This is a genomic window from Bradyrhizobium sp. Cp5.3, from assembly GCF_000426265.1.
GTDB lineage: Bacteria > Pseudomonadota > Alphaproteobacteria > Rhizobiales > Xanthobacteraceae > Bradyrhizobium > Bradyrhizobium neotropicale.
On sequence record NZ_AUFA01000041.1, the window covers coordinates 24,548 to 41,109 of the forward strand.

The 16,562-nt window shown below is 59.6% G+C and carries 17 protein-coding genes and 1 pseudogene; 11 read left to right on the plus strand and 7 right to left on the minus strand.

Annotated elements, in window-relative coordinates; all coding sequences use genetic code 11:
• Positions 1–224: 224 nt before the first annotated feature.
• The 8 genes from K289_RS0133780 to K289_RS0133815 are packed head-to-tail and all read left to right on the plus strand — an operon-like array spanning position 225 to position 6,138.
• On the plus strand, positions 225–950 hold the full coding sequence (locus K289_RS0133780; protein ID WP_027555508.1) for a succinate dehydrogenase/fumarate reductase iron-sulfur subunit: 726 nt from the start codon (positions 225–227) through the stop codon (positions 948–950).
• Positions 951–952: 2 nt separating this feature from the next.
• Positions 953–1,285, plus strand: a complete 333-nt coding sequence (locus tag K289_RS0133785) for a succinate dehydrogenase (RefSeq protein WP_027555509.1) — start codon at positions 953–955, stop codon at positions 1,283–1,285.
• Complete coding sequence (gene sdhC / locus K289_RS0133790; protein WP_027555510.1) at positions 1,282–1,623, plus strand: succinate dehydrogenase, cytochrome b556 subunit; 342 nt, start codon at positions 1,282–1,284, stop codon at positions 1,621–1,623. The genes K289_RS0133785 and sdhC overlap by 4 nt, the downstream gene beginning before the upstream one ends.
• Positions 1,624–1,625: 2 nt before the next feature.
• Positions 1,626–3,392, plus strand: a complete 1,767-nt coding sequence (locus K289_RS0133795; protein WP_027555511.1) for an L-aspartate oxidase — start codon at positions 1,626–1,628, stop codon at positions 3,390–3,392.
• Positions 3,389–4,351: a fumarate hydratase gene (locus tag K289_RS0133800; protein WP_027555536.1), complete on the plus strand. Its 963-nt coding sequence runs from the start codon at positions 3,389–3,391 to the stop codon at positions 4,349–4,351. Before K289_RS0133795 ends, K289_RS0133800 begins: the two co-directional genes overlap by 4 nt.
• Positions 4,315–4,995 carry a fumarate hydratase C-terminal domain-containing protein gene (locus tag K289_RS0133805; protein ID WP_027555512.1) on the plus strand — a complete coding sequence of 227 codons (681 nt, stop codon included), beginning with the start codon at positions 4,315–4,317 and terminating at the stop codon, positions 4,993–4,995. The genes K289_RS0133800 and K289_RS0133805 overlap by 37 nt, the downstream gene beginning before the upstream one ends.
• Positions 4,996–5,036: 41 nt before the next feature.
• Positions 5,037–5,354 carry an NIPSNAP family protein gene (locus K289_RS0133810; protein ID WP_027555513.1) on the plus strand — a complete coding sequence of 106 codons (318 nt, stop codon included), beginning with the start codon at positions 5,037–5,039 and terminating at the stop codon, positions 5,352–5,354.
• 40 nt (positions 5,355–5,394) lie between these two features.
• Positions 5,395–6,138, plus strand: a complete 744-nt coding sequence (locus tag K289_RS0133815) for a sulfite exporter TauE/SafE family protein (RefSeq protein ID WP_027555514.1) — start codon at positions 5,395–5,397, stop codon at positions 6,136–6,138.
• On the opposite strand, the gene K289_RS46050 is transcribed toward K289_RS0133815, so the two are convergent.
• A complete protein-coding gene (locus tag K289_RS46050; protein WP_051311077.1) occupies positions 6,127–7,071 on the minus strand; it encodes a LysR family transcriptional regulator in 945 nt (314 codons plus the stop codon). The two genes, K289_RS0133815 and K289_RS46050, sit on opposite strands and share 12 nt — an antisense overlap.
• 385 nt (positions 7,072–7,456) lie before the next feature.
• Between K289_RS46050 and K289_RS0133825 the strand changes: the two genes are divergently transcribed.
• The 3 genes from K289_RS0133825 to K289_RS0133835 are packed head-to-tail and all read left to right on the plus strand — an operon-like array spanning position 7,457 to position 10,177.
• Positions 7,457–8,227 (plus strand): ABC transporter ATP-binding protein, encoded by a 771-nt coding sequence (locus K289_RS0133825; RefSeq protein ID WP_027555515.1) that lies wholly within the window; start codon positions 7,457–7,459, stop codon positions 8,225–8,227.
• Positions 8,228–8,255: 28 nt separating this feature from the next.
• Positions 8,256–9,116 carry an ABC transporter permease gene (locus K289_RS0133830; protein WP_051311079.1) on the plus strand — a complete coding sequence of 287 codons (861 nt, stop codon included), beginning with the start codon at positions 8,256–8,258 and terminating at the stop codon, positions 9,114–9,116.
• 56 nt (positions 9,117–9,172) lie between these two features.
• Complete coding sequence (locus K289_RS0133835) at positions 9,173–10,177, plus strand: ABC transporter substrate-binding protein (protein ID WP_245284072.1); 1,005 nt, start codon at positions 9,173–9,175, stop codon at positions 10,175–10,177.
• Between the two features lie 212 nt (positions 10,178–10,389).
• On the opposite strand, the gene K289_RS46055 is transcribed toward K289_RS0133835, so the two are convergent.
• From K289_RS46055 to K289_RS0133875, 6 genes and pseudogenes are all read right to left on the minus strand, one after another.
• Positions 10,390–11,229: a nitroreductase family protein gene (locus K289_RS46055; RefSeq protein WP_027555518.1), complete on the minus strand. Its 840-nt coding sequence runs from the start codon at positions 11,227–11,229 to the stop codon at positions 10,390–10,392.
• A gap of 473 nt (positions 11,230–11,702) precedes the next feature.
• Complete coding sequence (locus K289_RS0133850) at positions 11,703–12,941, minus strand: Zn-dependent hydrolase (RefSeq protein ID WP_027555520.1); 1,239 nt, start codon at positions 12,939–12,941, stop codon at positions 11,703–11,705.
• Entirely contained in the window at positions 12,938–14,137 is a 1,200-nt protein-coding gene (locus K289_RS0133855) for a diaminopropionate ammonia-lyase (RefSeq protein WP_027555521.1), read from the minus strand. The genes K289_RS0133850 and K289_RS0133855 overlap by 4 nt, the downstream gene beginning before the upstream one ends.
• Positions 14,138–14,331: 194 nt before the next feature.
• Positions 14,332–15,205, minus strand: a pseudogene (locus K289_RS52520) (SDR family NAD(P)-dependent oxidoreductase).
• Positions 15,206–15,261: 56 nt separating this feature from the next.
• Positions 15,262–16,044 carry a 3-hydroxybutyrate dehydrogenase gene (locus K289_RS0133870; RefSeq protein ID WP_027555523.1) on the minus strand — a complete coding sequence of 261 codons (783 nt, stop codon included), beginning with the start codon at positions 16,042–16,044 and terminating at the stop codon, positions 15,262–15,264.
• A gap of 44 nt (positions 16,045–16,088) precedes the next feature.
• Positions 16,089–16,553, minus strand: coding sequence for a carboxymuconolactone decarboxylase family protein (locus K289_RS0133875; RefSeq protein ID WP_027555524.1), 465 nt, complete (start codon positions 16,551–16,553; stop codon positions 16,089–16,091).
• Positions 16,554–16,562: the final 9 nt, after the last annotated feature.

A 16,562-nucleotide genomic window follows, 5' to 3' on the forward strand; every position in this document is an offset into this window, starting at 1 on the left:
CGACGCTTATGTCGGTTGCCGACTGCCGAGCTGGAAAGACCAGCGGTGGAAGTGATCGATCGGCTTCTACCGCTTGAGGCGTGCGTGTCGGAGCAACTCCCGCGACCCAATTAGCTCGTCTTGATAGTTTCACTTACATTTTGCGTCACTATTTTTGGGTTTCTGTCAGAAAAAACGTCAATATAGTCGCTGGCGGATCAATCAAAATTCCTGGGAGCGAGCGCTTGTCCTCGGACACTAAAACCCTCGACGTATCCGTTTGGCGGGGAGACAGCGCTGGGGGGAAGTTCGAGCGCTTCGAAGTCCCCAACCAGGAAAGTCAGACGATCCTGGACGTGGTGGTTTGGATCCAGCAGAAGATAGATCCCACGCTGGCCTATCGATACGCGTGCCGGGTGGGTATGTGCGGATCTTGCGCGATGATGGTCAATGGTCAGCCTCGCTGGACCTGCCGCACGCACGTGCAAAAGGTGGCACGCGACAATCGTATCGAGGTGGCGCCTCTTCGCAATTTACCGGTGATCAAGGATCTCGCGGCGGATATGGATCCCTTCTTCACGAAGTGGATCAAGGCTGAAGGCGTATTCCACCCGACAAGCACGAGGGATGACGACATCGTCGGAGTGGACCCGTCGAGTGCCGATCGCATTCTCGCGGATGCCGCGATCGAGTGCATCAACTGCGCGGTTTGCTACGCCTCTTGCGACACTGTGCAGGGCAATCCGGATTACCTGGGGCCCGCCGCACTCAATCGCGCATGGACCCTCGTCAACGATGCGAAGGACGGAAAGCGGTCCGATATCCTCGAGGCAGTGTCGCAGGGTGGTGGCTGCCACAACTGCCATTCTCAGGGAAGCTGCGCCAAGTTCTGCCCGAATGAACTGAGCCCAATCACGTCGATCGCCGGATTGAAGCGCGAGACCATGAAGTCATTCTTCAAAGGGCGGTGATCATGCTGACATTTCGTCTGTTCATGTTGCAGCGGGTGACCGCGCTAATTATGGCGCCGCTGGTGCTGGGGCACTTGGCCGTGATGGTCTATGCGACACGCGGCGGCCTATCGACCGGAGCGATCCTTTCCAGGACGCAGGGAAGCCTTCCCTGGGCCCTCTTCTACGGGACCTTCGTGGTGGCGGTATCGGTTCATGCCGCGATCGGTGTGAGGGCAATTGCCGCAGAGGTTCTCCACATTCGCGGGGTTCTCCTCAATGTACTGTCCGCAGCCCTGTGCGCATTCTTGCTTTACGCTGGGCTGCGCGCCGTTCTTTCGGTGACCGCGCTATGATCCGCCCGCATCGAAATCATCCACTCTGGTTCGCCTACATCCTTCATCGGCTGTCCGGCTTAGCGCTTGCGATCTTCCTTCCGGCGCACTTCTACGTCCTTTCACTCGCACTCACGGCGCCCAAGGATTTGGATGGGTTCTTGCACTGGGCAGACAAGCCGTTGGTCAAGGCTGCTGAGTTTGGGCTTGTGTTCTTGCTCGCGGTCCATTTCTTCGGCGGCCTGCGGCTCATAGCTTTCGAACTGCTTGCATGGACGAGGGATCAGAAGACTTGGGCCGCGGCCAGCGTTGCGTTCGCGTTCATGGTCGCCGGTAGCTTCCTTCTGAGGGCGATTTAATCATGGCGTCCCCATTCGATCTCGAACGGCACGACACCGACATCCTGATCATCGGGACTGGCGGAGCGGGTCTGTTCGCCGCACTTCACGCTCAGCAGGCCGCCCCCGAGGGCACAAAGATCACGATCGCCGTGAAGGGGCTCATCGGGAAATGTGGCTGCACGCGAATGGTCCAAGGGGGTTATAACGTAGCGCTAGGCGGCGGCGACTCCGTCGAACGTCACTTCATGGACACGATCATCGGCGGCAAGTGGCTTCCTAACCAGGACATGGCATGGAGGCTCTGCGAGCAGGCGGTGGTGCGCGTTCGCGAACTCGAGAACGAGATCGGATGCTTCTTCGACCGAAATCCTGACGGCACGCTGCACCAGAAAGCGTTTGCGGGGCAGACTGCGGATAGAACGGTTCATAAGGGGGACCTGACCGGTATCGAGATCATCAGTCGCTTGATGGAGCAGGTGCTTGCTCGACCGGTCGAGAAGCTTCAGGAACACCGTGCAGTGGGCCTGATCCCATCGAAGGACGGTTCGTCCCTTGCCGGGGTCTTGTTCATCGATATGCGTACAGGAGCGCTACGACTGGTGCGCGCCAAGACGGTGCTGATGGCGACCGGCGGCGGGCCAACGATGTACAAGTATCACACGCCTTCCGGCGACAAGACGATGGACGGCCTCGCTATGGCTCTTCGAGCCGGCCTGCCGCTCCGCGACATGGAGATGGTCCAATTCCATCCCACCGGACTGCTCGCGGGTGAAGATACTCGGATGACGGGCACGGTCCTGGAGGAGGGACTTCGGGGCGCGGGTGGTCAACTGCTAAACAGTTACGGTCACCGCTTCATGTTCGACTACGACGCAAAGGGCGAAAGGGCGACCCGCGACGTCGTCAGTCGCGGAATCTATGCGGAGATGCGCAAGAACAACACCTCGAAGAACGGTGGTGTATACATCTCGATGGCCCATCTCGGACCTGAGAATGTACGGCAGAAATTCAAAGGCATGGTGAAGCGATGCGCGGACAGCGGCTTTGACCTTGCCGCTGGGCAGGTCGAGGTGGTTCCCACAGCGCATTATTTTATGGGTGGCATTGTCGTGGATACCGAAACGCACACCGAGATGGAAGGGCTGTACGTCGCCGGCGAGGACGCTGGCGGCGCGCACGGCTCAAATCGGCTGGGTGGAAATGGTGTGGCCAATTCAACCGTCTACGGAGGGATCGCCGGCGACGTCATGGGCCGTGACATCCGTAAGATGGCGCGTCTGCGGGACCCAGACGAAGCGGTTCTCCAGGCCGAAATAGAACGCGTCGTCTATCCGTTCACGAAATCACCGGGAAACATCCGGGAGTTGCGCAACGAACTTCAGAATACGATGTGGGACCACGTCGGCGTGATGCGTACTGCAGCGGGAATGAACAGGGCTGCCGGTCGCATCTCGGAGATTCGGTCCCAACTCATGAATGTCGGTGTCGCGGGAGGCAGTCGAGCCTTCAATCTCACTTGGCACGATTGGCTGAACGTGAGCTCGCTCTGCGACATCTCGGAGGTCATCACCAAGGCAGGTCTGGAGCGCGAAAATTCCCGCGGGGCCCACTATCGGGAAGACTTTCCAGAAAGCGGAAGCTTGGAGGAGTCATATTTCACCTTGGCACGTAAGAGCGACGAGGGACTTCAGATGAGCCGGGAGCCTGTCCAATTCACTATCGTGCGGCCGGGCCACTCGATCCTATCCACCGAAGAACCTGACACTCTGGTGAGGGCTGCAGAATGATTTCCATCGATGCGATTCAGAAGACTGCGGAAGCCTTGATGGAAAAGGCCGCAATCGAGATACCCGAAGATTATCTCGACGGCCTCAAGGCCGCTGCAGATGTCGAGGACGGTGATCTGTCTTCGTTCGTGTTGCAAGCGATGCTCGAGAACTATGAGGCGGCCAAGCAGGACCGTCGTGCGATGTGCGGAGACACTGGGTGTCCGCGTTGGTACGTCAAAATGGGCAACGAGGCGAAGATTGAGGGTGGGCCGATTGCCCTGGAGACTGCGTTGCGCCGTGCGACCGCCAACGCGACCAGGAGCGTTCCACTCCGACCCAACCGCGTCCATCCCCTTTGGCGCACCGACCACGACAACAACGTCGGCATCGGGGCGCCGGAGATCGAATATGCGTTCGAACCCGATGGTGACTGGATCGATCTGATCACTGTCCACAAAGGTGGTCTTTTCGGAACCGACTACCGCATGCTGTTTCCGTCCGACGGGATCGCTGGCATCAAGCGGTTCTATCTCGACAGCCTGGTCGCATTCGGCAAGCGGGGACTGGCCTGTCAGCCGGCGATCATCGGCATCGGGCTGGGAGGGTCAAAAGACGCGTGTATGGTGTTGGGTAAGCGGGCCGCCTGCCTGAGAACCGTAGGTAACAGAAACTCCGACCCTCGGATCGCCGAGATGGAGCGCGAATTCAAGGAGCTGGGAAACTCCATCGGAATGGGAGCGATGGGTTTCGTCGGCAAGTCCATGGTCATCGATTGCCACATCGAGGTCGGCTACTGCCACACCGGCGGAATGCAGATGAGCGTGCATGCATTCTGTCTTTCGTCTCGCCGCGCGGTTGCGCGGGTCCATGGCGACGGTCGAGTCGAGTACCGTACCGATCCGGATTGGTTCACTGATTATCAACGTCGGGAGACGGTGGAATGGAACGTACTTCCAAGCCTAAGCAAATCCGCCTGAGCACAAAGCCTACGCGCGAGGCGCTGGCGGCGCTGAAGATAGGCGACATCGTCTACCTGGACGGGCTGATTTATACCGCCCGCGAGGGCGTTTACATGCGCGTCCTGGAGGGCAAGGAGCCTCTCCCGCTCAGCTTGCCGGAGGAGAGCGCTGCGAACTTCCACTGTTCGCCGGCGGCGACGGTCGAGACTGACGGCAGCATCAAGATGGGCGCTGTCACGGCTACCGCATCCTTCCGCTTCGCAAAGTGGATCGGTGAGTGGCTTCGGATCTCCGGTGCGAAGCTGATCATCGGCAAGGGCGGCATGACCTCGCACGACTACAAAGAGAACTTCGTTCCAAACGGGGCGATTTATCTTACGACGGTCGGCTACGGTACCGGTGCGCTGCTCGGCAGGGGCATCAAGCGCGCACGTGACATCTATTGGCGCAAAGAGCTTGGGCTCGCACAGGCCATGTGGCTGATCGAAGCCGAGAACATGGGACCCTTCATCGTCGAGAGCGATCTCGAAGGCAACAGTCTGTTCGAGCGCGAAAACGCTAAGGTCTCTGCCAATCTTGATCGCGTCTATGCAGGCACGAAGCCGGCAGTTCTGAAGCGGTTCGGGGAGACGGATGATCGATCGGACGAGCTGATCGGCTGAATGCGATGGCCTAGGACGATAGCGGAACCAAGGATGCGGAAATGTTCGTAGACGAGAGGATCTATACCCTCCAGGCGGGCCAGGTGCCCACCTTCCTGAAACTCTACGAAGCGGAGGGAATGGAGTGCCAGATACGTATCCTCGGCAAGATGGTCGGCTACTACTACACCGACTTCGGCCCACTCAACCAGGTCGTTCACATGTGGGGTTACGAGAGCCTGGATGATCGGTTCGAGCGGCGGAAGGAGCTTCAGGCGTCGCCGGAATGGCAGTCCTACGCCAGGAAGATGCGCCCTCTGGTCGTGAAGGTCGAGAACAAGCTCCTGGTACCGGCGCCGTTTTTTCGTGTGCCGGCCTAGCGGACCTCTTCATGTCGACCGGAGGTTGGGCAGCTAGGTCATGAGCTTCTATCTCTGGCTCGCAGCCGGTTCCGCCGCGGGCGGCTTCATCAACGGCTTGGCCGGGTTCGGCACCGCGCTGTTCGCGTTGGGCTTCTGGCTGCAGATTCTGCCGCCAACTGAGGCCGTTTCAATGGTCGTCATCATGTCAGTTGTCAGCGGACTGCAGGGTGTCGCGCTGGTGCGGCAGAGCATTCGAGAGAATCCGTTACGTCTCTCTCGATTCTTGGTGCCGGGACTCGCCGGAATTCCTGTTGGCACGAAGCTCCTTGCTCTCGTCAGTCCGCTCACCATCAAGTTGGTCGTCGCCACTTTCCTGATTTCGTACGGTGGGTTCATACTGGCGCGTCGTGGTCTTCCGCGGTCTCCTCGACACTGGCCGATCGTGGACTGTTGCGTTGGCTTTGTGGGCGGTATTTTGGGTGGGGCAGCCTCGTTGTCGGGGGTCGTTCCAACAATGTGGTGCGCTCTGCAGCCTTGGACGAAATCCGAACAAAGGGCAGTATTGCAGCCGTTCAACGTGCTGATCCTCGCGATCGCAGCGATCGTATTCGCCGCGAGTGGCTATTACTCGTCGCGCACGGTCCCACTCATCCTCATTGCGCTTCCCATCACGCTCGTCTTCGCCCAGCTTGGCATTTGGGCGTTCAAGCGGATGACGGATGATCAATTCCGGCGGCTGCTCGTAGGCTTAATGTTTGTGTCCGGAATTATTCTGGTCGCCAAGGAAGTCCTACTTAACTGACCGCTTGCGCCCTTTCCTTGGTGGAATTCTCGTGGATCGTTGCGGAAGCGAACGCTGCCCCTCACGTATCGCGGCCGCGAGTCTGACGTTCATCTCGTCGATGGCGCGTATTCGAACGCTGTCCGCCCGCGAGATGCATCCCAGCATTCGGGAAAGGCCTTTCCCTGGACCGAGTGGCAGGTGCTTAAGTGGGAGCGCATTCGAGGCCGCGACGCAGGTTCGTGGCGCAATAGAGACGCCCAGGTTGTAGTAGACCATGCTTGAGATCGCCTCCAGGCTCTCCAGCTCCATGCTCTCCCGGACGACGATCTTGTTTTCCTGTAGCCAGGTTTCGATCAACCCGCCTACCACGGCCTGACGCGAAAATCTGATGAACGGGCTGTTCTCCAGCAAGTATACCGGATCCTTGCCTCCGGCTTCGACTGAGGCGAGCAGTTCCAGGACTTCCTCTGCAAGGTCATACCAAACGAGATTGCGAGGAATGAACTGTGGCTTCGACACGATCGCGAGGTCGAGTTGACCGCGTTCGACCTGTTGGATCAGGGCGGTCGTCAAGCCAGGTACGACTACGACATGCAGCGCAGGATAGTCTCTCTTCAGCTTTGAAACAGCCAGTGGCACGAGCCCCGTGAGGGTGGTCGGAACTGCACCCAGCGACAAAACGCCCTCAATGCCCTGATTGCCCAGAACGCTCGGGACGATGTTGTCGTACGCAGCGACGACCTCTCGCGCCTTCGACACCAAAGCGCGACCGGCGGGCGTCAATTCGGGGGTTCGGCGAGTTCTGTCGAAAAGGGGGACTTTCCATTCGTCTTCAAGCGCTCTGATCTGTTGGCTCACCGCTGCATGGGTAACGAATACTTCCTTGGCTGCCGCACTGAAGCTGCCCTGATCGGCAACAGCAATCAGCGTTTTGAGCGTTCGAATGGACATGTGTGCACTCCGCACTCGATGTAAGATAAACTTTCAATAAGCGTTAGCATTTGTGCCTTTGAGAAAGAACGACTTTACGCCAATATTTTGCGGCCGGGACAACTATCTCGCCGCAAAAACATGTGACGAAACCCGCGTGAGGAAAGGCGCAGAGGTGTTGAGCTTGAAGCCTTGCGGCGGGCCAAGATGCCTTTGCGGCTGCCGTCGCGTGAGCGAGCGGCAGGTGCGCATTTCCTGTCGCACGCGCCGCGGCGAGATCCTCGCTTTCCGGACCTGGAGGGCAACAACCGCAGAATGCCTGGCATCCGCACTGCGCTGACGAACGAGGCGCCGGAATAAATGGATCCCAATAAGCAAGACATCAGGGACGCAAATGGGAGGAGAAATGGACCGCGACGAGCCGCTTCTGAGGGTATCCGGCGTTACGCTTCAATATAAGACGACGTCTCATATTGTAACGGCAACGTATCGGGTCGGCTTCGAGATGTTGAAGAGTGATCGGTTCGTGCTGCTCGGACCGTCAGGATGTGGGAAATCGACGCTTCAGAAGGCCGTTGGCGGATACATCACGCCGACAGAAGGCGAGATGCGCCTCAAGGGAAAGCTGATCACCAAACCGGGGCCCGACCGCATGATGGTCTTCCAGGAGTTCGACCAGCTCCTGCCCTGGAAGACGGTGCAACAGAATGTTGCTTTCGCGCTCGAAGCGGCAAAGAAGCTGTCCAAGCGCGAGGCGGGCGATCGGGCCGGCCACTACGTTGAGATGGTGGGGCTCTCTAAGTTCGCCAACAGCTATCCTCACATGCTGTCGGGCGGCATGAAACAGCGTGTCGCGATTGCGCGCGGCATGGCAATGGAGCCGGACATTTTGCTGATGGATGAACCCTTCGCTGCGCTCGACGCCCTGACCCGGCGCAAGATGCAGGACGAGCTTCTCTCTCTCTGGGACAAGACGCGCTTCACTGTCATGTTTGTCACGCACTCGATCGCCGAAGCCATCAAGATCGGAAATCGCATCCTTCTGTTATCGCCACATCCGGGCCGGGTGAGAGCGGAGCTCAACAGCGCAACGACGCCTGAGGACGTCGCGCACCTCGAGCGCCAAATCCACGAAATGCTGTTTTCCGAAGCTGCGCCGGAGGCGGCCCATGCATAATCAATTGAGCGTCGTATCAAATTCGCAGATGACCAACTCCTTCCGTCCCGAGATCCGGAATGCTCAGAGCCTCGAAGAGATCAAGGTCGTCGAGAAGCCTCGATCACTGTTCGATAAGCTCTACGGCGAAGACTTCGTTCGGAAGGCATTCATTCTCGTCGTCCTCGCGCTTGTCTGGGAGGCGTATGGGTGTTGGCTCAACAACGAACTCCTGTTCCCGACCTTCGGGGCGACCATGACGGCATTCGTCAAGGGCGTCGCCAACGGTGTTCTGCCCGGCCGGGCATGGGGGTCGATCAGAGTTCTGCTGATGGGGTATGCGGCGGGTGTCGTTCTCGCTGCGACGTTGACTGGTCTGGCGATCGCGTCCCGGATCGGTAGGGATTTTCTTGAGACCATGACCTCCATGTTCAATCCCCTGCCGGCGATCGCGCTGCTGCCGCTCGCCTTGATCTGGTTCGGCCTGGGGAATGGAAGTCTCGTGTTCGTCTTGGTCCACTCAGTCACCTGGGCGATTGCTCTCAACACCCATGCCGGCTTCCTGTCCGTGAGCAAGACCTTGAAGATGGTCGGCCGAAACTACGGACTCGGCGGTCCTGCTTTCATCATGAAGATTCTGATTCCCGCAGCCTTTCCCAGCATCCTGACCGGTTTGAAGATCGGGTGGGCGTTTGCCTGGCGAACGCTGATAGCAGCCGAGCTGGTGTTCGGCGTCAGCTCCGGCTCGGGCGGTCTGGGATGGTTCATCTTCGAGAACAAAAATATGTTGGATATCCCGAACGTATTTGCCGGCCTGTTGACCGTCATCTTGATCGGGCTTGTCGTCGAAAACTTCATCTTCCGCATCATCGAGCAGCGAACGATCAATCGATGGGGCGTCCATAGCTGATAGCGGCGAGGATCCACTCGCATACGCAAGAAGCGACAGGAATGGGAGGACAAACGGTGAAATCCAGCTATCTGGCACTGGTCGCGCTCGCTCTGGCGAGCGTGCTGACGCCAAACGCTTCAAGAGCGGAAGTTTCGACGATACGTCTCGCCAAGCAATATGGCCTGGCCTATCTGCCGCTGACCATCATGCAGGAAGAGCAGTTGCTCGAGAAGGAGGCGGCGAACAGCGGCCAAACCGTCAAAACCGAGTGGCTACAGTTTTCCGCCGGCTCGGGCATGAACGAGGCGCTTCTCTCTGGCAACCTCGACATCGCATCGGGCGGCGTCGGCCCGATGCTTACGATTTGGTCACGTACGCTGAAGAACTACAAGATCCGGGGCATCTCGGCGATGGCTTCGCTGCCCCTGTACCTCGTAACTGTGAATCCAAACGTGAAGTCGATCGCGGACTTCGGTAGCGCCGACAAGATCGCGATGCCGACGGTGAAGACCTCGATCCAGGCGATCACGCTGCAGATGGCCGCCGAGAAGCAGTTCGGGAAGGGTCAGGCGACCAAGCTTGATCCACTGACGGTTTCCTTGAGCCATCCCGATGCTCAGGTTGCGATGTTGGGCGGCAAGGCTGGCATCACCTCGCATTTCGGGTCCTCTCCGTTTCAGGAAATGGAGCTCAAGGATCCCAGGGCGCATCGTGTGCTTGACAGCTATCAGGTTCTTGAGGGGCCCCATACGTTCAGCGTCGTGTGGGCGACGGACAAGTTCGTGACTGCGAACCCGAAGATCGTGGCTGCCTTCTATGCGGCGCTCAAGGAAAGCATCAATCTGATCATCTCCGATCCAAAGAAGGCCGCAAGCCTTTGGATCAAGGGAGATCGTCTCAAATTCTCGGAAGAGGATGCCGAGGCAATCATCAAGAATCCAGAGAACAAGTGGACGACGGAGCCTCGGAAGCTGGTTGTGTTTCTCAATGGAATGCACGCCGCGGGGTTGATCAATGATACGACCAGTAACTGGAAGGACCTCTTCTTCAATTATGTCCACGATACGAAGGGAAGTTGAGGCGCGGGAGCGGAGTTAGTGCAGCGCGTCGACACCCGAGCGTGTGGCGCAAATCTGTTGTTGGATGGGACTGCGCCGAAACGCCGTGTCTGTAACCACAATTCCCCGCATCACGACCAGCGCCAGTTAGTTGCACCGGTGCAAGGCTCAATTGGTGAGTGGTCAGATGCCGCGTTATGACGCGCGGCCGCGCAGTAGTGCGTGTCGGCCGACTAGTCCAGCTTGAAGCCGATGCGCTTGACGTAGGCGCCGAAATCTTGACGCTCCGGAAACGCGTATTGCCGGGCCTTGTCTTCGGACCAGCCGTAACTTTCCGACCGGCCGAATTCCGTGACGTATCGTTGCGTTGTGTACGGCTGGTCGGCCAATCTGCGCCGATCATAGTCCTCGATTGCTGCGTCGAGCGTGTCGTCGGTATAGGTGTTGTGATGAACCGTGACGGAGAGGGGCAGCCGCAGACTCCTTGGTGGCGGTCCATCTGGATATCCGACAGCGAGGCCTGCCACGGGAAAAACGTGTTCGGGTAGCTTCAGCAGCTCTGCGAGCCGATCCGGATGGTTGCGCACCGCGCTGATGGGGCAGGCGCCCAGGCCTTCGGCTTCCGCCGCGATGACAAACGATGAGAGCGCTATCGCAGCGTCGACCGAGGCGTTGAAGAAGGCATCCAGATGGTCGTTGGCGAAGTGCCGATCCCTCAGGACATGGAGGCGGCGCTGCCGGCGGTTGTTACCGCAGAAGATCAGAAGGTTCGGGACTTCCTCGAGCCACTTCTGGCCCAGGCGGCCTCGCGCCAAAAGCGCGCAGATCTCGGATCGCAAGGCAGGCGAATCGATAATGATGATGTCGCGTTGCTGCAAATCGCTCTTGGTCGGGGCGCACAGCGCAAGGGCGCAAAGTCGTCGCAGGATGTGGTCTGGGATTTGTTGGGGGCGAAACTTCCTAATAGAGCCGCGCTTGGCCAGTTGGCTGTGGACGGCAGGAGCGCCGTCCTGAAGCTCCAGATCCGCTGCCTCGGGGCCGAAGCGGTTTGAGAGCAGATGAAACTCATCCATGTGACGGTCCAAGTCCGATTGCTTTGAAGCTCGTGCAATTCCATCAGGCTAGTCGAACCGGACTCCGGAGTCGCGCAAAAATTCTTCAAGTCTAATGTTCAGTCGTCTTACGTGTGCCTGAACAAGCGAAGAATATGCCGGTCGATTAAGGAGTGGACGCCTTGCCCCGACCCTGAAGGGCCAAGTTTGCCGCGCGCAAGAGGATCAAGGCGTACGCGTCGTGCGCCTTGTTGTAGGCGAGCGTGACGGATAGCGGGTCGAGAAAGACTTTCTGAGGGAGTCGGCCAGTTCTTCCACTTCGGCCCGCGATGGTCGGATCCCATATTGCCGTCAGATCCATGCCGAGAGCGACACCGTTGGCCGTGATCTTCGCCGTATAGAGATCCGTCCGAGTACTCGATGGCATGACCGCGGTACCGAGGAAGGTGGCGTCGAGAACCTCGCATGCCAGACCAGTGACGCAAATGGACAGCCTATTCCTCTTCCGTTAGCGTGCGCACCACGTCGAGCAGGATATTGGCGCCCGCGATCAGGTCATTACCGGTAGAGAACTCTTTCGGGTTATGGCTGATGCCACCCTTGCTCGGCACGAAGATCATCGCCGACGGCGCAATCCGCGCGATCATTTGCGCATCGTGGCCGGCGCCTGAGGTCATCCGCTTGAAGGGGAGGGCACGCGCTTTGGCAGCAGCCTCGATGGCCGCGACGATCCGCTCATCGAACTTGACCGGCTCGAAGCGCGCCAGACGTTCCACGGATATCGTGACACCCTCTTCGGCGGACAGCGCTTCGAGGAGATCAGCAAGGGCGGCTTCTTCCTGCTTTAGCCGTTCTTCGTCGGGGTCACGCAGGTCGACCGTGAATGTCGTGCGAGAAGGGATGACATTGATGGCGTTGGGCTCGAAGGCCATGCAGCCGACGGTCGCCACCGTCGGCGTATTCGATGCCTTGGCTCGTGCCCGCAGAAAGGTGATGACCCGGGCTGCCGCGTGACCAGCGTCACGCCGCATGGAGATCGGCGTCGTTCCGGCGTGATTGGCATCGCCTTCGATCGTCACCCTTTGCCACGAAATGCCTTGGAGGTTTTCGACCGCGCCGAGCGGGATGCCTTCCTTTTCCAGCACTGGGCCCTGCTCGATATGCAGTTCGATATAGGCGTGCGGCTTGAGGAAGCCTGGCTCCCTGTCGCCCGCATAGCCGATTTTCCGGAGCTCGTCGCCGAGCCGCGATCCATCGGTTCCGATCGTGGCAAGTGCCACATTGACATCAAGCCCGCCTGCATAGACGAGCGATCCCATCATGTCGGGCGCATAACGCACGCCTTCCTCATTAGTGAAGGCCGCAACGACGATAGGTCGCGACGGCACGAAGCCGGCTTCCTTCAGCGTCTCGATAACCTCGAGGCCCGAGAGTACGCCGAAACATCCGTCATAGATCCCGGCATTGATCACCGTGTCGAGATGCGAGCCGAGCATTAGGGGAGCGGCATCAGCGTTGCCGTCGGTGGCCCAGACGCCGAAGATATTGCCGATCCTGTCCACCACGACGTCGAGACCGGCCGCCTTGATCCAGGAGACGAGGCGGTCGCGGCCCTCTCTGTCCGCACGGGATGCAGCAAGGCGCACCAGTTTGCCGTCTTCATCGCGGCCAATCGCGCCGAGTTCGGCAAGCCGCCCAAGCAGGCGAACGGAGTTAACGGAATGATTGCTCATGCTGCACCTCGTAACGCGACCTCACCAGGCGAACGCCCGACGATCTCCTGGTATTTTCGGGGATCGGTCGCGCCCTCCGTGTTGACCAGGAAGATGCGGGAATCCGGGCCAATGGAAAGGGCCGTTCGCATCTCAGGATCCGCCGCAACCTTCAGGAGTCCGGCAAGGCCGACAGCGCCGCTCTCGCCGGAGACAATAACCGGATCAGTTCCGAGAGGATCGGCAAGACGGCGCATCACCGCGATTGCGTCCTCCTCATCGACGGTCATGAAGGCATCGGCTACGCGCGACAGGATGCGCCAGGCGACGAGCGACGGTTCGTAACATTCCAGCATGGCCATGACCGTGGGCTCGCCATGCGGGAGCGTTACCGGATGGCCGGCCCGCGCCGTCTCGAACAGACAGGCGGCCCTGGCGGGATCGACGACGGTGAAGACCGGCCGCTGCTCGCCGAGCGCGACTGCCAGGTGCCCGGCGACCGCAGCGGCGATGCCACCAACGCCGGACTGGATGAAGACATGCGTCGGCGGCATGGGCATCTGCCGCAACGCCTCCCGCACAAGCGCGGTATAGCCTTGCATCACCAGACCGGGAATGCGCTCGTATCCCCGCCAGGAGGTGTCGGAGACGATGGTCCAGCTGCGGTCATAGCTAACACGCGAGGCCTCCTTAACGGAGTCATCGTAGCTTCCGGCCACGCGGATTATTTCGGCGCCGAAGCGCGCGATCGCCGCTACGCGCTCGTCGCTGACGCCGGCATGGACGAAGATCACCGCCCGCGCTCCCACGAGGTTGGCGCCTTGGGCGACCGAGCGGCCGTGATTGCCGTCGGTGGCACAGGCAAAGGTCAAAGTCTCGGCGACCTTCCGGACCTCAGGGGAATGCATCTCCCCCATGTCCACCGGCCGCCTCAGCCTTGCCTCCGCTTCTTCCAAAGCGAGCCGAATGACGGCATAGGCTCCGCCCAGCGCCTTGAAGCTGCCGAGGCCCAAGCGCTGCCCTTCATCCTTCATGTGGAGGGCGGTAACGCCCATTTCCGCCGCGAGGGCCGGCAAGGAAACAAGCGGCGTCTCGGAATGCTGATCGCGGTAGCTAAGGTGGTGCTCCACGGCTCCCGCCGCTTCCAAGCCGAGTATATCGGCATCCGCCGGATGGAGTGGGCATCGATAGTCGGCATTGCGGTTGAGGATAAACAAAGGGGTCTCGTTTGCTGTTTGGCAGAAACGTATTGCAAGGTGCGCGTAAAAGGCGCCGATATTTGACCTTGTTTTTGCAAGTTTGTTTCGTGAAATCGTTCAAGCGACCGTCTGATGCGCCGCAAGTCAATGCCCTCGATTCCGTACAACTTGGCTCGGATCCAAACGGACTGAGGGCGCGGCGGTGGAATGCGTCAGTTCTCTCTGAGAACTTGACCCAAGAATAGCCTCAAGCGATCCGTCTTCGGCTGACCGAATACGGACTGCGGACTACCCGATTCGACGATCTGCCCGTGGTCCATGAAGACGACGCGATCGGCCACCTCACGCGCGAACCCCATCTCATGGGTGACACAGATCATCGTCATGCCGTCCTTGGCAAGCGGCACCATCGTGTCGAGCACTTCCTTGACCATTTCAGGGTCGAGCGCAGAGTTCGGCTCATCGAAACAGCATGATCTTGGGTTTCATGCATAGAGCCCGGGCGATGGCGACGCGCTGTTGCTGTCCGCCCCAAAGCTGACCTGGGAACTTACCGGCCTGGTCGGGAATGCGGACGCGCTCGAGGTAGGCTCTCGCCTGCGCCTCTGCCTCCGCGCGAGCGACGCCGCGCACGAGCATAGGCGCCAGCGTGCAGTTCTCGAGGACTGTCAGATGCGGAAATAGATTGAAGCTTTGGAACACCATTCCGACCTCCCGGAGCCCCGCTTCAGAATCGCCTTCTGCGCGCCGAGTGACATGGAAGAAACCATCGAGATTGATCCCCAGCAAGTTGGCATAATCTTCGTCCGTATATTCGGTGAACGGCTTGGCGATGAAGATGCCGGCGTTGTTGACGAGGGTGTCTACGCGTCCGAAGCGCTCGAGCGCCAGCGACACGATGCGTTCTGCGGTGTTTGGATCGGTGATGTCGCCGGCAACCGCCAGGATATCCGGATCAGACGATGGCCTGATCGAGCGGGAATTTGCGACAACGCAGAAATTGCGATCGCGAAATGCCCTGACCAAGGCTTCGCCGATACCTTGCGACCCGCCGGTGATGATAGCGACTTTATGCGCTGCACCCATTACGGGCCTCCGTGTTCCTGTTGAAGCGGCGGGCAACGCCGGCCGCGCTTGCTTCGTTACTGAGCGGTCCAGCCACCATCGACCGAGATTGCCGTGCCCGTGATCTGGTCTGCAGCAGGCGAACAGAGGAAGGCCACGGTGCCCCCAAGCTGCGAGGGAGAGACGAACTCCAGAGACGGCTGCTTCTCAGCCAAAATCTCCTCGGCCGCTTCCCTCTGGCTTATTTGCTTCTGCGTAGCGATGTCGCTGATCTGCTTTTCGACCAGAGGCGTTCGCACCCATCCGGGACAGACGGTATTGCAAGTGACGCCACTGCCGGCCGTCTCCAGGCCGACTACCTTGGTCAGACCAACCAGCCCGTGCTTGGCCGCAACGTAGGCCGCCTTGTGTGTTGACGCGACAAGGCCGTGCGTTGAAGCGATGTTGACGATCCGTCCCCAACGCTGCTTTTTCATCTGAGGCACCGCCGCGGCAATTCCGTGAAACGCCGCGGACAGATTGATATCGAGAATTGCATTCCACTTGGTAGCAGGAAACTCCTCCACAGGCGCGGTAAACTGAATGCCGGCATTATTCACCAGGATGTCGAGACGTCCGAACTGCTCGATCGTTCTGGCGATCAGTCCGCGCACGGCTTGTTCCTTCGACATATCGGCGCCGTCGTAGACGACGCGGACGCCGTGCTCACGTTCGATGCCGCTTCGGATTGCCTCGATCTCGCCGGCGTCGCCGAGGCCGTTCAACACCAGGTCGGCGCGGAGCTCGGCCAATTCCTTCGCGATGCCCAGCCCGATGCCGCTGGTCGATCCGGTGACGATTGCTACTTTTCCCTTCAGCATGGTGAGATTCCTTTTTGGTATTTGAGAAAGCGAATCACGCAGAGTCAGGTGGCCGCTGCCGCCATTGCTTTGGCCGGTGGCACCGCACGGAAGGAGATCGCGAGCCGGTTCCATGCGTTGATGGTCCCAATCAGCATGGTCAGGTTCACCGCCTCGGCCTCGGAAAAGTGCCTGCGGAGCTCTTCATAAGTGTCGTCGGGCGCGTGCGTTTCGGAGATCAGCGTCACGGCCTCGGTCCAGGCCAGCGCGGCGCGTTCGCGATCGGTATAGAGCGGCGCCTCGCGCCAGGCGTTCAGGAGATAGAGCCGCTGCTCAGTCTCGCCATGCTTGCGCGCATCCTGGGTGTGCATGTTGATGCAGAAGGCACAGCCATTGATCTGGGAGGCACGGGTTCTGACAAGCTCGATCAGCGACTGTTCGAGACCGGATGACTGGATCTGAGCCTCGACGGCGGTGAGAGCTTTGATGCTTTCAGGCGCGGCCTGGTAGAAATTCATGCGGGGCTTCATGGGCGTTCT

Coding starts and splice junctions, on each gene's coding strand:
- K289_RS0133785 (WP_027555509.1), top strand. CDS start 953: ATGCTGACATTTCGTCTGTTCATGTTGCAGCGGGTGACCGCGCTAATT.
- sdhC (WP_027555510.1), top strand. CDS start 1,282: ATGATCCGCCCGCATCGAAATCATCCACTCTGGTTCGCCTACATCCTT.
- K289_RS0133795 (WP_027555511.1), top strand. CDS start 1,626: ATGGCGTCCCCATTCGATCTCGAACGGCACGACACCGACATCCTGATC.
- K289_RS0133800 (WP_027555536.1), top strand. CDS start 3,389: ATGATTTCCATCGATGCGATTCAGAAGACTGCGGAAGCCTTGATGGAA.
- K289_RS0133805 (WP_027555512.1), top strand. CDS start 4,315: ATGGAACGTACTTCCAAGCCTAAGCAAATCCGCCTGAGCACAAAGCCT.
- K289_RS0133810 (WP_027555513.1), top strand. CDS start 5,037: ATGTTCGTAGACGAGAGGATCTATACCCTCCAGGCGGGCCAGGTGCCC.
- K289_RS0133815 (WP_027555514.1), top strand. CDS start 5,395: ATGAGCTTCTATCTCTGGCTCGCAGCCGGTTCCGCCGCGGGCGGCTTC.
- K289_RS46050 (WP_051311077.1), bottom strand. CDS start 7,071: ATGTCCATTCGAACGCTCAAAACGCTGATTGCTGTTGCCGATCAGGGC.
- K289_RS0133825 (WP_027555515.1), top strand. CDS start 7,457: ATGGACCGCGACGAGCCGCTTCTGAGGGTATCCGGCGTTACGCTTCAA.
- K289_RS0133830 (WP_051311079.1), top strand. CDS start 8,256: ATGACCAACTCCTTCCGTCCCGAGATCCGGAATGCTCAGAGCCTCGAA.
- K289_RS46055 (WP_027555518.1), bottom strand. CDS start 11,229: ATGGATGAGTTTCATCTGCTCTCAAACCGCTTCGGCCCCGAGGCAGCG.
- K289_RS0133850 (WP_027555520.1), bottom strand. CDS start 12,941: ATGAGCAATCATTCCGTTAACTCCGTTCGCCTGCTTGGGCGGCTTGCC.
- K289_RS0133870 (WP_027555523.1), bottom strand. CDS start 16,044: ATGCTGAAGGGAAAAGTAGCAATCGTCACCGGATCGACCAGCGGCATC.
- K289_RS0133875 (WP_027555524.1), bottom strand. CDS start 16,553: ATGAAGCCCCGCATGAATTTCTACCAGGCCGCGCCTGAAAGCATCAAA.